Genomic DNA, 14,713 nt, shown 5'->3' with positions numbered 1-14,713 from the left:
AAAATTTAAAATTGACTAAGCCTGTTTTTCTAGCTCGGCTTTCATCCGTTCTAAAGTGAGGTGCATTTGGTCAAACATTTGTTGCGGGGTGACACCGAACTGACCTAATTGTGTTTTCAGTTGTTCTACTGTCATTTGCGCCATGAAATCTTCTGATAGCTCGAAGCGCTTCATAAAGATGCGATACCGATCCATCATGGCTTCCATTTGCTCAATAAATAGCTTTTTGCCATCGCGGTCAAATTTGCCGTAGTCATTACCAAGCTTAATTAGTGCTTGATAATCCTCAAAGAGCTGTTTTGCTTCTTGCTGAATTATCTCAGAATCGAAGAATCCCATATTGCTTATATTAAACTGAGTGTTCAGACTCAGCAGTTTAATAGTTTTACTTCTATTATTATTTTAGTCTAGGAGAGTAATCTAGTAACGAAGCTTCGGTTTTAGTACGGTTTTTTACCGAAATTTCAACACTTGACTCGAGAACCTTTCCTTTGAGTAAACCTACTTAATAAAGCCGCAATACTCATAGCTGTAGCCATTGATTTAGGATTGGTGTTTTCACAAGATTGAATTTTCAGTCCGGGAGCGTATTTTAAAGCTAGGGCATTTTGCGGGTTCAGTTTTAATGCTTGACGGATGTAAACCCTAGCCATCCCGATAAATTCCTGTTTGAGATGTACCAAACCTAATAAGGCATAATATTCGCTGTTATTTGGCTCTAATTTGATGGCATCGCGCAATTCTTGCACGGCTAGGGGCCATTTGGCTAGCCTGACATACTCCATTGCTCGCTGGTAGTGACGTTGAGCGTAGTTTGTCACAACTGGTTTGACATCAGTTTTTTCATTGAATGTCAATTCAACTGGCTTAACTTCTACCTCAGAGAGAATGCTAACAGCTTTTTGCGTTGCTCCTAGGTCTGGTTTATGTAACCGTAAGTATACTAAATTCAGTGTACTAATTTGTTGCGTCACCTGATAAAACTGATCTAATGATTTGTATTGATCTTCTGCATAGCAGGCGATCGCTTCTTCGTAAAACAATTCTGCTTGAGGTGTAGACATTTCCATAATTTTCTCAGCTATGGCACTTTGAGAAGACAAAGGCTTCTGCTCCAAATCTCTCGCTTGTGATCGCAGTATAGCGATCGCCATCAAGCGCTTCTGTTGATGTTTCAGTTGTTCATAAGCTGGATTGATTAAATGGCTAAATATTGCCGTTGCTAATTCTTGGTCTGGATTGCAGCTTTTGGCATAGCGATCGGGATGTAGCAGCTTCGCTAAAGCGTGATAGCGTTTAAAAATCTGACGCTCATCAGCAATTACAGAAATTCCTAGCACAGCGTAAGGATCACAAAGCTGTTCAAGCCATTTTGGCGGTAGGAAGGTCTGTGACATAGTAGTAATAAAGCTGTTAAAAACTTAAAATTAGCATCAAAGCTCAATGCACAGTCATGTGAAACTTACTCAAATTTCTTCAAATACTAATAGGACTTACGCAAAAGTACACGCGCTCTGGGGCAATACCCTGCCTTAAGCCCTCCGGGTTCGGGGGTGACGCTCGTTCGCTCTAAGCGTTCGCGTAGCGTCTCTAAGAGTTGCTATGCCGAAGGCTTTACGCTGCGCTATCGCAAGACGCTCCTGCGTCGCTCTAAGCGTTCGCGTAGCGTCTCTAAGAGTTGCTATGCCGTAAACTTTACGCAACGCTTTCGACGGGAACCGCCATCGCGCAGCGTCTCGTAGAGAAGACTGCGACCCCCTCACCGATGCAGCGTCTAGATGAATTGCCCTAAAAAGAAAATAAGTGTTCGGCTATTGTTTGCGTAAGTCCTGACTAAATTATGTGTGGGATTTCCCATCTAAAAGTCTGAAGGGCGAGGCAGGATAGTTGACTATCTGATTGCAGGAACTGTGGTATTGGTATATTTATTAGAAATATGTTGACTAAGCGCAAAAGTCGAAGTGTTGCTGCTGTTTTAGCTTTTTCTGGCACGCTGACAATTTCAGGATTACATAAATTCTATCTGGGACAGCCGTTGTGGGGTATTTTGTATGTGTTGCTTTCCTGGACACCGATCCCCAAGGTAGCTAGTGCCATTGAGGGAGTTTGGTATTTAGCCCAAGATGAAGAAGCTTTTGATCGTAATTTTAATCTAGGCAAGTCAGCAACAAGAAACTCACAACGGGTGAGTAATCAGGTAGGAGCGATCGCTGAAGCAATGCGTGAATTGGATGCTTTGCGCCAGGATGGGCTAATTTCAGAGTATGAATTTGAGCAAAAGCGCCGCCAATTGCTAGACCAGATTTCTTGAGGTAAGCGACAACATGAATAACTGGCTACCTTTGAACCCCAGGCTGCAAAAACTCCGGGCCAAGCTCCTCAACGATCCTTACTATCGCCTACAATCTGGGGAAGAAATTCAGCTAGCGGCTAAATTAGGTATTCGCATTGATGCTAATCAAGCGACTGTAGATGATTGGTTACGCTTACCAGGTTTGTCAATTCACCAAGCGCGATCACTTGTAGAACTTTCGCATTCGGGTGTTAAATTTTACTGTATTGAAGATATAGCTGCGGCTTTGGCTATACCAGCGCCGCGCCTGGAACCATTAAAGCCTCTGCTGAATTTTATTTACTATGATCGCGAATCTTTAGAGAGTCCGAACCATTTAGTCAACCCAAATACAGCAACAGTTGAAAATTTAGCCCAAATTCCATTTATAAATTTGTCTCTAGCGCAAGCAGTGGTTCAAAATCGGCAATCAGCCGGGCCTTACCGTAACTTGGCTGATTTCCAACGGCGGTTAGAGTTAACTGGTGATGCGATCGCTCAACTGATGTATTATTTGAGGTTTTAAGTTAGAAGTTTTAAAATAACTCCTAACTCTGCCAATTTTAGATTTTGAGTCGCACCTTTGGTGCGCTTACAGTGCAACGCCGGATTTTCAATTGAAGAAAAAATCTAAAATCTAAAATCCAAAATTGATTAAATGAACCCAATACGATCAAGAGGCCAAAAGCGAAACGCTGCTCGACCAATGACATTTTCTCTGGGTAAAAAGCCCCAATAACGAGAGTCATTACTATCGTTGCGGTTATCTCCCATGACAAAAAACTCATCTTCTGGGACTTTCACTGGTCGATATGGTTGATTTGGGGGTTCAGCGATGTAGTCTTCTGCCAAGGGTTGACCGTTGAGATAGACTTTGCCAGAAGCAACACTAATTACCTCACCAGGCTGGCCAATAACCCGCTTGATGAAGGCTTGGTCTTTGGGATATCCTCGACGTTGTAGTTCTGCGGGTGGCTGAAAAACAATAATATCCCCAGTTATGGGAGGGTGAAAATGGTAGGATATTTTTTCAACTACCAAGCGATCGCCTGTATGTAAGGTAGGCAGCATCGAATCAGAAGGTATATAGCGGGGTTCGGCGATAAAAGTCCTGATCAGAAATGCCAAACACAATGCGATCGCAATTAAAATCAGATTTTCTTGCCAACTACGCCATACTTTTAACGACGCACGCTCTTCTTTTGCATCACTTTCGTGAGGAATCATAAAAGTTTATAGCCAGTTTAAGAAGTGGAACAAATACCTTGATTATTTTGACTCAAAAGGTATACTAATAAACAAGCTGGATTCTGCATCAATCCATACTAGATATTAAATAATACAATTATCGCATCTACCAAAGATAAGCAAAACTACTGTAAATAAACTATGACCTGTCTAAGGCAATATAAGCTGATAATTAGGATTTTTAGATAGATAATTAAAAATCTTAATTCTAATTGCTGCAATTATAAGGCAAGTTATGAGATGATTTTCAATTTTGCTTCTTACTGCTAAAAAAGCAGTTACCGATTGTTAGAGCGATACAGCCAGTCGGTTTTTTCTTTGAGCAGAAAATTGGTCGTTGAATGGCAAAACAGTTTAGGGACTTCCAACAAATAAATTACCCAATCTTATGGGGTGGGCGACACGAGCGCCCGTAGCCCAAGGCGGGCTTTTCGTTCGACCCCACAACAAATAGTCGAGTATTTTTTGATTTGGAAGTCCCTTAGCGAATGCTTTAAATTAGAGTAATCAATCCGATTTGATTGCGTGAAAAAATCTAAGTATATGTAGTGGCGTGGCACAGCTAAATTAGTGCAATAAATTTTGTAGGTTGGGTCGTTCGCGTCAGCGTCGCGCAGCGAAGCATGAGATCCAACACCCCGATGAATGTTGGGTTTCACGTTGCATCATTTTATCTGTATCACGCGACTACGTGTATTTCAAAAATCTTGCATATTCTGAATTGTACGTCAACTGATTCTACTGAATTTCATTACTAGTATATATATATACCAATTAAATCCTATTTTAACAGTTTGGCTGTAAAGATGTGAATAAATTGCGTAATTTTACTGTGACAGTATATACTATATTGTACTATTAATAATATATAAATCTACCTTACGATCAAGAAGAAAATTAACAGACAAAAAGCTACTAGTAATTTAGGCTTAAGTATCAGCATCAAAAACCGAGTTAGGCTGTTAATAAAATCATTTTTGCTGAATGATTTAAAAGTATCTAGATTAACGAATAAATGCCCCTTGGCAATGAGAAACTATATTTAATCAATTTTCGTCTGTCTATTTCATAGAAAGTTCAAGGCAACATTCTGGAAGTTAAAAATTTAACTTTTTCTTAAAAAGGAAGCAATGGCAGCAGGCAGTAAGATATATCTTATCAAGAATAGAGCTAATAGTTTATTAGAGTCTTTTCTGAAAGATACCCCGCCCCTTGTAAGTAGTTTTGTATGTTAATTAAATAATTTACTTAGCTACAAATTATACAGCTTTCCTGTCAGAAAGTCTTGCTATAAAAACTTCAGCCCACAAAAAATGCAAATTGTAGGCGTGACAGTTGGGCTACATCTTATTTGCAAAGTTATAAAACTTAAAAGGATAATGCTGCCTTAGAGATTGTTTGAAAAGTGGTTGGCTGTATCTTTGTACTTATTGATCCCCCCTAACCCCTCTTAAAAAGGAGGAAGAATCAAAGTCCCCCAATTTATCGGGGGATTTTGGGGGATCTAGAACATTTTGCTATCGTGAAGAGGACTTTTCAAACATCCTCTTAGCGGTGAAGTGAAAGACAGAAACTAATTCAGAACTCCAATAAAGAGGATTTTGGGGTGTCATTAATTATTCGATTGCGCTCCTTCTTAGAGCTAGTGGTAAGAATGTGAAAGTTCAGACCTCGCCTTTTATAAATGGATTGACATTAAATAGTATCAACTATTGTATAAGCGATCGCCCAAATCTATAGCATCTAGATTTCAGTTAAAGCTATATAGTCTGTCTTCTCGATTTTGAATTTTCGTTATTCCCGATTCCAATTTTCAGGATTACCAGAAAGCAGCTGGTATGTAAAATATCTAAAAAAATGTGCTATAACGTACCGTCATAACGTGGTTGATGGTTGGATCTTTGAAGGAGCTATCAGGTGGAAAACAATAAGTCGTTTCTGTGGCCAGAAGGAATATTAATTGCACTGCTTGCCTTATGTGGTGTTTTTAGCCTTGCTTTCATGATGCTTTTAAGGCCAAATCCTTCGGAGGCTCAGAGTAAACAGAGTATAAATGTCAAGGATGTAACTGCAAACGCAGGAACTCAGCAGCGAATTGAGAAATTAAAGGCGGCGATGCTTACAAGTTGGCAGCAAGAAGCACAAATAAAAGGGTTATCCTACGCTATACCATCACGTTTTCAAGGGGCAATAGTTAAAGCGGCAAAACTCACTCAAGGGGAGAAAGTAATTGCTCTCACCTTTGATGATGGCCCTTGGCCTCAGACTACAGAGCAAGTACTAGATATTCTGAAATCAAATAATATCAAAGGGACGTTTTTTGTCATCGGGCAGAACCTAAAAAATTATCCAGAATTAGGAAAGCAAATTGTAGCTCAAGGTCACGTCATTGCCAACCATACTTGGCATCACTGGTATCACTTCATGAATCCACAAGCAGCTGCTTTTGAAATTGATCGCACAGAAGACCTAATTTATCAAGTTACAGGAGCTAAAACAAATCTCTTCCGACCGCCTGGTGGCATCCTGCATAATGGATTAGCTGCTTACGCTAAAGGCCAAAAATATACTGTGGTGATGTGGTCAGCTGACTCTACAGACTACAATAAGCCAGTTGTACCAAAGTTGATCAATAACGTGATGAAAGATTCAAAACCTGGTGGTATTGTGCTAATGCATGATGGTGGTGGTAACCGTTCCAGAACTGTACAAGCTTTACCAAAAATTATTAACAACTTTAGAAAGCAAGGCTATCGCTTTGTGACTATTCCAGAGCTTTTAGAAATGGAAGATGCAGACCTAAAGTTGCTTGCTAACAAAAAGTAATAATTATTAATTATGTGTAAGTAAGTCGGCGGGGAAATTTAGAAGTATGTAACGAAAAATTAATCAGAGCAATTGGAGTTAAATTTAACACGTCTAGGACTTACGCATTCACAAGAAATATCAAATATGGATAAATTTAACAACCACATCTTTCGTAAGGGCACAGCAATGCTGTGCCCCTACAGCATGGTCTATTTACGAGCGCAGGATAATTAAAAAAAGCCTGAAACAACCTACTTTTGTTAATGCATATCACGATGCATTTGTACAGTGCGTAAGTCCTAACGTCGTGTACTTCAATCAAATTAGATAGATTTAAGGACAGTGCTGATATCGACTTTACTACCTAGACTTTCATAGGATTTGATTGCTCAGTCACTTTTGTTGCCTTAGTCTAAAGTCCAGTTGTGAATTATTTAGTGATATTCCCCCTAAAAAAGGGGGAATATATTTTTTCTCTACAGTCTTTTTAAGGGGTAAATTCAGGTAACTGCTTTAGGTATCCAAAGGGGTTTTCGCAAAGTACCTGTTTGTGCTGCTTCTTTGACGGGAGAATGGTTACAGTTACTAATGACTGCTGACTAAACTGAACTCAGTTGTGTTTTTTTGCGGATCAGCTTCGGGACTATCAGCTTCAGAAGGTGGTACCAACTGCCAGAATTTCGGCAAAAATTCTTCCCAGTTTTGCAGAATTTTATTCGCCTTTGGTGAACCAGTGCGTTCCGCATGAGTTTTGATTAACTCTTGCAATTGCTTTGCACCTGCTTCTGTAATCACCCGTTGGATTTTGACAATTTCTGGGTTGACTAACTCTCGAAATGAGTCGTTTTCATCTAAGAAGTACGCCAGTCCACCAGTCATTCCGGCTGCTACGTTACGTCCTACTTTGCCAAGGACGACAATCACACCACCAGTCATGTATTCACAGCAGTGATCCCCAGCGCCTTCAATCACTGCGATGGCTTTGGAGTTTCTTACAGCAAAGCGCTCTCCTGCTAAACCGTTGGCAAATAACATGCCACCAGTAGCACCATAGAGGCACGTATTGCCAATTATCACGTTTTGTGATGCGTTATAGATAGCATCAGTTGGAGGTTTGATGATGATTTCACCACCATGCATCCCTTTACCTACGTAGTCGTTCGCCTCTCCTTGCAGGGTGAGAATGATACCAGGGAGGTTGAACGCACCAAAGCTTTGCCCAACACTACCTGTGAAGTTGAGATTAATTTGTCCTTCAAAGTCGCTGTCACCGTATTGAGAAGCGATCGCTCCCGCTAATCTTGTGCCTACTGTTCTGTCAGTATTGACAATAGGGTAAGTCTTGGTAACAGTGGACTGATCCCTAATGGCAGTCTGAATGTCGGGATCGGCAAGCATCTTGTCATCCAAAACCACGCCGTTACTGTGGACTTCTTCATGCAGCAACCAACTACGATTGTCTCTGGTATCTGGTAGCTTAAGTAAACAGTCCAGGTTCAGCGATCGCGTTTTGGTGAGTTTTGCTTCTGGACGCAGTTTCAACAAATCTGCACGTCCAATTATTTCTGATAAAGAACGGTAACCTAGTCTTGCTAACAAACTACGCACTTCTTCAGCGATGAAGTAGAAGAAGTTGACAACCTGTTCCGGCATTCCCGTAAACCGCTTACGGAGTTCTTCTTTTTGAGTAGCAACACCCACAGGGCAGGTGTTCATGTGGCAAACTCGCGCCATGACACAGCCTTCAGCAATCATGGCGATGGAGCCGAAACCGAATTCTTCACCGCCCATCAATGCACCTATTACCACATCCCAGCCACTCTTGAGTCCGCCATCTACGCGCAAAATCACGCGATCGCGCAGGCTATTTTCCATCAAGACGCGATGCACTTCACTTAAACCGAGTTCCCACGGTGAGCCAGCATGTTTAATCGAACTTAGTGGCGATGCACCTGTACCACCATCATGACCAGAAATCTGGATAATATCAGCGTTTGCCTTGGCTACACCAGCAGCGATCGTGCCAATCCCAACTTCTGCAACTAGCTTCACCGACACCTTTGCTTTGGGATTAATTTGGTGCAGATCAAAAATCAGTTGTGCTAAGTCTTCAATTGAATAGATATCGTGGTGCGGTGGCGGCGAAATCAGCGTTACACCTGGCTTCGATCGCCTTAACATCGCAATGTATTGGCTCACTTTTGGCCCTGGTAGCTGTCCACCTTCCCCAGGTTTAGCACCTTGGGCAATTTTGATTTCAATTTGTTTGGCGTTGACTAAGTACCCTGGCGTCACACCAAAGCGTCCCGATGCAACTTGCTTGATGGCACTATAGGCTTTATCACCATTCCGCAATCCTTTTAAATGAGGTAGGGTTGAGGAATGACCAGACTCGTCTACATCATCTAAAACTGTATAGCGCACTGGGTCTTCGCCGCCTTCTCCAGAGTTAGATTTACCGCCAATGCGGTTCATGGCGATCGCTAAAGTTTCATGGGCTTCTCTTGACAAAGCACCTAAAGACATGCCACCGGTGCAAAAGCGCTTGACAATTTCAGTTACCGACTCTACTTCTTCTATGGGAATTGGGGTGCGCTCGCCTTGGAAGTCCAACAAGTCACGCAAGGCTGTTACTGGTCTACCTTGGAGGTGCTTTTTATAAACTTCGTAGTGGTCGTAGTTTTTGCCATCTAGAGCCTTATGCAACGCTTTAACCATTTCTGGACTATTCATGTGGTACTCGCCGCCAGGACGGTACTGCACAAAGCCCAGGTTTTGTAACTTCTTGGCTGTCACTTCTGGGAAAGCTTTGCTGTGGAAGGAAAGCACTTCATCAGCGAGTTCGCTAACACTCAAACCACCGATGCGGGAAGTCGTACCACAAAATCCTAGTTCAATTAAATCTCCACCAATCCCAATAGCTTCAAAGATTTGGGCTGCTTGATAGCTGGAGAGCAGAGAAATTCCCATCTTGGAGAGAATTTTTAGCAAACCTGACTCTACTGCTTTGCGATAGTTTCCTAAAGCTTGTTCTAGGGTGAGGGTTGAAATTTTTTGCACGCCCATTAACTTTTGAGTTTTGGGATCAGACCACCAATCACGCACCGTATCCAAAGCCATATACGGGCAGACTGCACCAGCACCGTAGCCAATGAGACAACCAAAGTGATGAGTACTCCAGCATTGGGCAGTATTGACAATCAGGGATGTTTTCATTCGCAACCCTTCCCGAATCAGGTGATGATGTACAGCACCCACTGCTAACAGGGGAGGAATGTATGTATTTTCTGGGCTGATACCGTCATTTCCCTTATCGCTTAAGATTAAAATCTTTGCACCTGCGCGGACTGATTCAGCTGCTTGTGCTTGTAAAGATTGGACTGCGGCTTTTAATCCTTCAGGCCCACTGGCGATCGCAAATAGGGTTGACAACTCAGCCATAGCAAATCCCGACAGCTTAATCGCCTCTAATTCAGCATCCGTTAACACTGGCGATTCGAGTTTTAATCTTTGAGCATATTCTGGCTTGGGTTCTAATAAGTTACCTCGTTCACCCAGTTCGACTTTCAGAGACATCACTAGCTTTTCCCGCAGGGGATCAATCGCCGGGTTCGTCACCTGAGCAAAGCGTTGTTTGAAATAGTCATAAAGCAGATGGGGCTTTTGTGACAGCACTGCTAAAGGAATATCATCCCCCATGCAGAAAGTCGGCTCTGAACCTGCGATCGCCATTGGATGAATCACCATTTCCACATCTTCTGTGGTGTAGCCAAAGGCAGTTTGCAGCTGAAGCAATGTTTGCTTGTCAATTGTCACTTGTCCTTTGCCATTTGCTAATGACGGATCACCAATGACCAATGACTTTAATTCTTGACGGTACTGTTGTAGCCATTCACCATAAGGGTGCTGCTTGGCAATGCGCTGCTTAATCTCCCAATTCTTTAGGACTTCATGATTTACTAAATCCACAGCAATCATTTGCCCTGGCCCGAGTCTACCTTTCTCGACAATATCGGCTTCTGGAAAGTCCACTACACCAGCTTCCGAAGCTACAACAATGTAGTCATCTTTGGTAATCACATAGCGAGCTGGTCTTAAACCATTACGATCTAGTGTTGCACCAACTTTTTTGCCATCGCTGAATACTAAAAGTGCTGGCCCGTCCCATGCTTCTTGCAGACCACTGTAATATTCGTAGAAATCAACAATTTCTGGAGAGTCACATAAAGAAGGCTGATTTTGGTAAGCCTCTGGAACCATAATCATTAAAGCTTCCAAGGGGCTGCGTCCAGAACACACCAGCAATTCCAGTACGTTGTCTAGGGTAGCTGAGTCGCTGTTATCAATATGAACTAATGGCTTGAGTTCCTTGATGCGATCGCCCCATACAGGATGATTCAGGCTAGCTTCTCGTGCCATCATCCAGTTAATGTTACCCAATAAAGTATTGATTTCGCCGTTGTGACCCAAAAGCCGCATTGGTTGGGCTAGGGGCCACTTGGGCATTGTGTTGGTACTAAAGCGGCGGTGATAGACAGCAAAGGCACTTTTATAAGCTGGATTCTTTAAATCGTCATAAAAGCTGCCCAATACGGCAGAACGCACCATGCCTTTGTAGACAATTGTGCGGCTTGACAACGAGCAGATATAAAATTCTTCTGAGATATTGGTTGCAATTTTACTAATTCGGCGGCGGGTAATATACAAGTGTCGTTCTAATTCATCGCCACTCTTGTCAACAGAAGCTAACAAAACTTGTTCAATCTGGGGTTGATTTTCTCTTGCTTGTACCCCAAGTAAATCAGGTTGCACTGGCACAACTCGCCAACCAAGTATAATGAATTTTTCTTCAGCAGCTACTTGCTCAACTGCCGCCCTAGCTTTTTGTGCTGCTTCCTGGTCTTGTGGTAGAAATATCATCCCCACAGCTATATTATTGGTGGATGAAAATTCCTTCTGTCTTTGGGCAAAGTCTTGTTGGAACAACTCCCAAGGGATAGCTGTCAATACTCCAGCACCATCACCAGAATCTTGATCGGCGCTACAACCTCCCCGGTGTTCTAAGCAGGTTAAAGCAGCTAAGGCTTTTTCGACAATTTCGTGGCTGGTATGATTTTGACGATGAGCAATAAAACCTACACCACAGGCATCTCGTTCCTCTACTAACCACTTTTGCCCTTGATAGGTATCTCTGGAGTTTATATCCGCTGTGATTTGTTGGTCTTGATTCATCGGTTTATTATTCATACCCTGTTCCTGAAGTATTGAGTTACCAATTTTGCCACTACGTTATGGGAAAAAATTTCTAAATTCAGCGATGGAAAAATATACAAGCACCGAAATTTAGGGAAAAAAAATTTTAACTTCGGTTTTACTTTGTTAGTTCACCCGTGTTAAAATTCTTGCGTATTTTTTATGTATTTATGCGGTGTTAGACAAGTTACCTCCGCCAAGACATCATTTTTGTCCTGACAGTTTCTTTTTTATATTGTGAAGCTAAGTATTTTCTCAATTCCCTTTTTCCAGATGCACGCTAGCTACTCATAGAGCCTATTTCGGCTCACCTGAAACAAAACTAAAACTGAACGCTGTACTATTTTTTCAAGCCAAAGTCAAAATAATTCGTAATTGATCGTGACGATCGAGGACTCAGTAACGCTACGCTACCTTAATTCGTAGTTGCAATCAGTGGGGGGTTGTACCCTCCATTGTCTTGTTAATCATTGAATTAAAAATTTAGTGTGAGCTAGAATACCTTTTTAATTACGAATTACAAATTACGAATTAGTAATTATTTGGTTATCCTGATCCAGCAATAAAATCAGCGTATTACAAAATATACCCATTTGACAATTTCCAAATATTTTTGTTCTTGTCTAGAGTTTTGCCGCTTACCACTTGGCACATGTATTACTATTAACTAAACCTTACTGAAGTAACCACACTAGCAACGTTCAGTCAGGATTGAATATCTTAATCCAGTTTTGATAATCAAGACTACCGTGTATAGTGTGGTTAGAATTAGTGCCAGTTAAAACACTTGATTGCAGTGGCTTTAGCGTCTAAATAAATTGGTTAATCTATAAAAGAGATGACTAGCCAATATATAGAATACCATGTTTTTTACCAAACAAACTCATGTTATTTTTATATTTACAAATAATTAGTTTATACCTTGGGTGATAGTTTTCGATAATACTAAGTAAATTATGGTAAAAATGCCGAATTGTTGTCAATCAAGGATTAGCGATGGCTTTGCCATCGCCAAAGGCGAACGCAGATTTTTCTGGGCTACTGTGTCACCAATATTTTTAATAACACTATACTTAACTACTACCTGTGCTGCCAACGCCCAGGAGTCCCCAAAAAACGCCCAATCAATACCCAGGCTCATCTCCCAGTCACCTGCACCTGCTTTAACAGGCGTAGTATCCTCTGGTAATCAAATTTCCCTCAATGGTCGTACTTTACCAGGAACTTGGTTCCAGCGACCTGGAAAAGCTGGTCGGATTACAACTCATCTGAGTGATGGGGCATTTAGGCAATTAATTGGAGTAAATTTCTTAAACAGTAGTAACTCAGCAAGGCAACCAATACAGTGGTTTTCATCGGTGACAAAGCCACTGGTTTTATCCACCAAGCTACTAGGAGCATATCGCTATCTGGATATTAGCAATTTTGCTCAAACATCTGGATGGGAAATCCGAACCAATGGCAACATTTTGATGATTGCTACCCCAAAAGCACAAATTACAAATATTGTTCAGAGCCAGCAACCTTCAGAGGCAAGTGCCCCTTTGCAACAGGCTTGGATTCTTATCGATTTAGATCGTCCAACTCCCTGGCAAGTTGCACAAGGGTCAGCGATCGCAAAACCCCAAACTCCATCCTCTGATCCAGACACACCAACCCCAAAATCCACTACACCGCCAAATCGAAAGTGGACAATTACCCTGGATGGAATAGCCGATCCCGTTTTGATAGAACGCTATACCCCTCAGCCACCAGCAGCGCCAGCAGTAGCACCAACATTGCTGCCAAACTTGCTTAAACAATTATTACCAGTTACACCAACACAACCAATACCACCAGCACCAGCCCCAGCCCCTGAACCACTGATTCAACAAGTGGAAATAGTGAAAAACCAAACCATTATTAGTCTGAGCGTTCCCTTTGGTCTATCGCCTCAAGTTAGTACTGTAGATAACCCCAATCGCCTGATTATCGATATTCGACCCGATCCTCTAGAAGAAAGAGATATTACTTGGGCCCCAGGATTGCGCTGGCGACAGCATTATGTCAACTTAGGCACAGAACGCTTCCCGGTGGTTTGGTTAGAAGTTAATCCTCGTAAATTTTGGCTAAGGCTGAAACCTATGTGGGCTAGTCCTGATGGGCTTGCGGGTACTGCTCCCTTAATTCAAACAGCACAACGTTACTTAGCAGTAGCTGGAATTAACGGTGGTTATTTTAACCGCAATAACAGATTGCCATTGGGTGCAATTCGTCGAGATGGTCAGTGGTTATCAGGCCCCATTCTCAACCGGGGTGCGATCGCTTGGAATGATTCTGGCCAATTTTACTTCGGTCGTCTCACTTTAGAAGAAACTTTAATTACAGCAAATGACCAGCGCCTACCAATTCTGTTCCTCAATAGCGGCTACGTTCAGAGTGGCATTGCCCGTTACACCCCAGCTTGGGGATCAACTTATACGCCCTTGACAGATAATGAAATTATTCTAGTCGTACAGAAAGACCAAATTACTCAACAGTTACCAGGCGGCAAAGTTGGTGAGACGGCCGTTCCCATTCCCCAGGATGGCTACCTACTAAGCTTACGTGCCAATGCTGCTAGTGCTGCCTCACAGCTACCTATTGGAACCACAGTAAGTATTTCCAGCGCCACTGTTCCCACAGATTTTAGTCGTTATCCCCACATTATCGGAGCCGGGCCGCTATTAGTCCAAAATCGTCAAATTGTCCTTGATGCCAAAGCCGAAAAATTCAGCAATGCCTTTATTGCCGAAAAGGCTATTCGTAGCGGTATTTGCACAACGGCAACAGGCACACTGATGATTACTGCTGTCCATAATCGTCCAGGCGGTTATGGCCCTAATTTGGCAGAACATGCCCAATTGCTGCAACAAATGGGCTGTGTGGATGCCCTAAATTTAGATGGTGGTAGTTCTACCAGCCTTTACTTAGGAGGACAACTACTCGACCGATCGCCTAGTACAGCTGCTCGTATTCATAATGGAATTGGTCTTTTCTTGCAACCAGGAAAATGAAGGAATAGGGAAAAACTCAATCCCCAATCCCCAATCC

At 42.2% G+C, this 14,713-nt stretch carries 8 protein-coding genes; 4 read left to right on the top strand and 4 right to left on the bottom strand.

The features are described from left to right. Positions 1-15: 15 nt before the first annotated feature. Both ACFFAP_RS03790 and ACFFAP_RS03785 read right to left on the bottom strand, forming a co-directional pair. Positions 16-339, bottom strand: a complete 324-nt coding sequence (locus ACFFAP_RS03790; RefSeq protein ID WP_375509973.1) for a DUF1825 family protein — start codon at positions 337-339, stop codon at positions 16-18. Positions 340-464: 125 nt separating this feature from the next. Then, positions 465-1,397 (bottom strand): DnaJ domain-containing protein, encoded by a 933-nt coding sequence (locus tag ACFFAP_RS03785; RefSeq protein WP_375509972.1) that lies wholly within the window; start codon positions 1,395-1,397, stop codon positions 465-467. Between the two features lie 539 nt (positions 1,398-1,936). Here ACFFAP_RS03785 and ACFFAP_RS03780 point away from each other — a divergent pair. Beyond that, positions 1,937-2,311 (top strand): NINE protein, encoded by a 375-nt coding sequence (locus tag ACFFAP_RS03780; RefSeq protein WP_375509971.1) that lies wholly within the window; start codon positions 1,937-1,939, stop codon positions 2,309-2,311. A 13-nt stretch (positions 2,312-2,324) separates the two neighbouring features. Beyond that, entirely contained in the window at positions 2,325-2,858 is a 534-nt protein-coding gene (locus ACFFAP_RS03775; RefSeq protein WP_375509970.1) for a helix-hairpin-helix domain-containing protein, read from the top strand. A gap of 128 nt (positions 2,859-2,986) precedes the next feature. On the opposite strand, the gene lepB is transcribed toward ACFFAP_RS03775, so the two are convergent. Continuing rightward, positions 2,987-3,559 carry a signal peptidase I gene (gene lepB, locus ACFFAP_RS03770; RefSeq protein WP_375509969.1) on the bottom strand — a complete coding sequence of 191 codons (573 nt, stop codon included), beginning with the start codon at positions 3,557-3,559 and terminating at the stop codon, positions 2,987-2,989. A 1,938-nt stretch (positions 3,560-5,497) separates the two neighbouring features. Here lepB and ACFFAP_RS03765 point away from each other — a divergent pair. Beyond that, entirely contained in the window at positions 5,498-6,406 is a 909-nt protein-coding gene (locus ACFFAP_RS03765) for a polysaccharide deacetylase family protein (protein ID WP_375509968.1), read from the top strand. A 567-nt stretch (positions 6,407-6,973) separates the two neighbouring features. On the opposite strand, the gene gltB is transcribed toward ACFFAP_RS03765, so the two are convergent. After that, complete coding sequence (gltB, locus tag ACFFAP_RS03760) at positions 6,974-11,635, bottom strand: glutamate synthase large subunit (RefSeq protein ID WP_375509967.1); 4,662 nt, start codon at positions 11,633-11,635, stop codon at positions 6,974-6,976. A 962-nt stretch (positions 11,636-12,597) separates the two neighbouring features. Between gltB and ACFFAP_RS03755 the strand changes: the two genes are divergently transcribed. Further along, complete coding sequence (locus ACFFAP_RS03755; protein ID WP_375509966.1) at positions 12,598-14,676, top strand: phosphodiester glycosidase family protein; 2,079 nt, start codon at positions 12,598-12,600, stop codon at positions 14,674-14,676. The last annotated feature ends 37 nt before the right edge of the window (positions 14,677-14,713 follow it).

It is taken from the genome of uncultured Nostoc sp., from assembly GCF_964245575.1.
Taxonomy (GTDB): domain Bacteria; phylum Cyanobacteriota; class Cyanobacteriia; order Cyanobacteriales; family Nostocaceae; genus Nostoc.
This window is presented reverse-complemented; position numbering and strand designations above follow the sequence as displayed.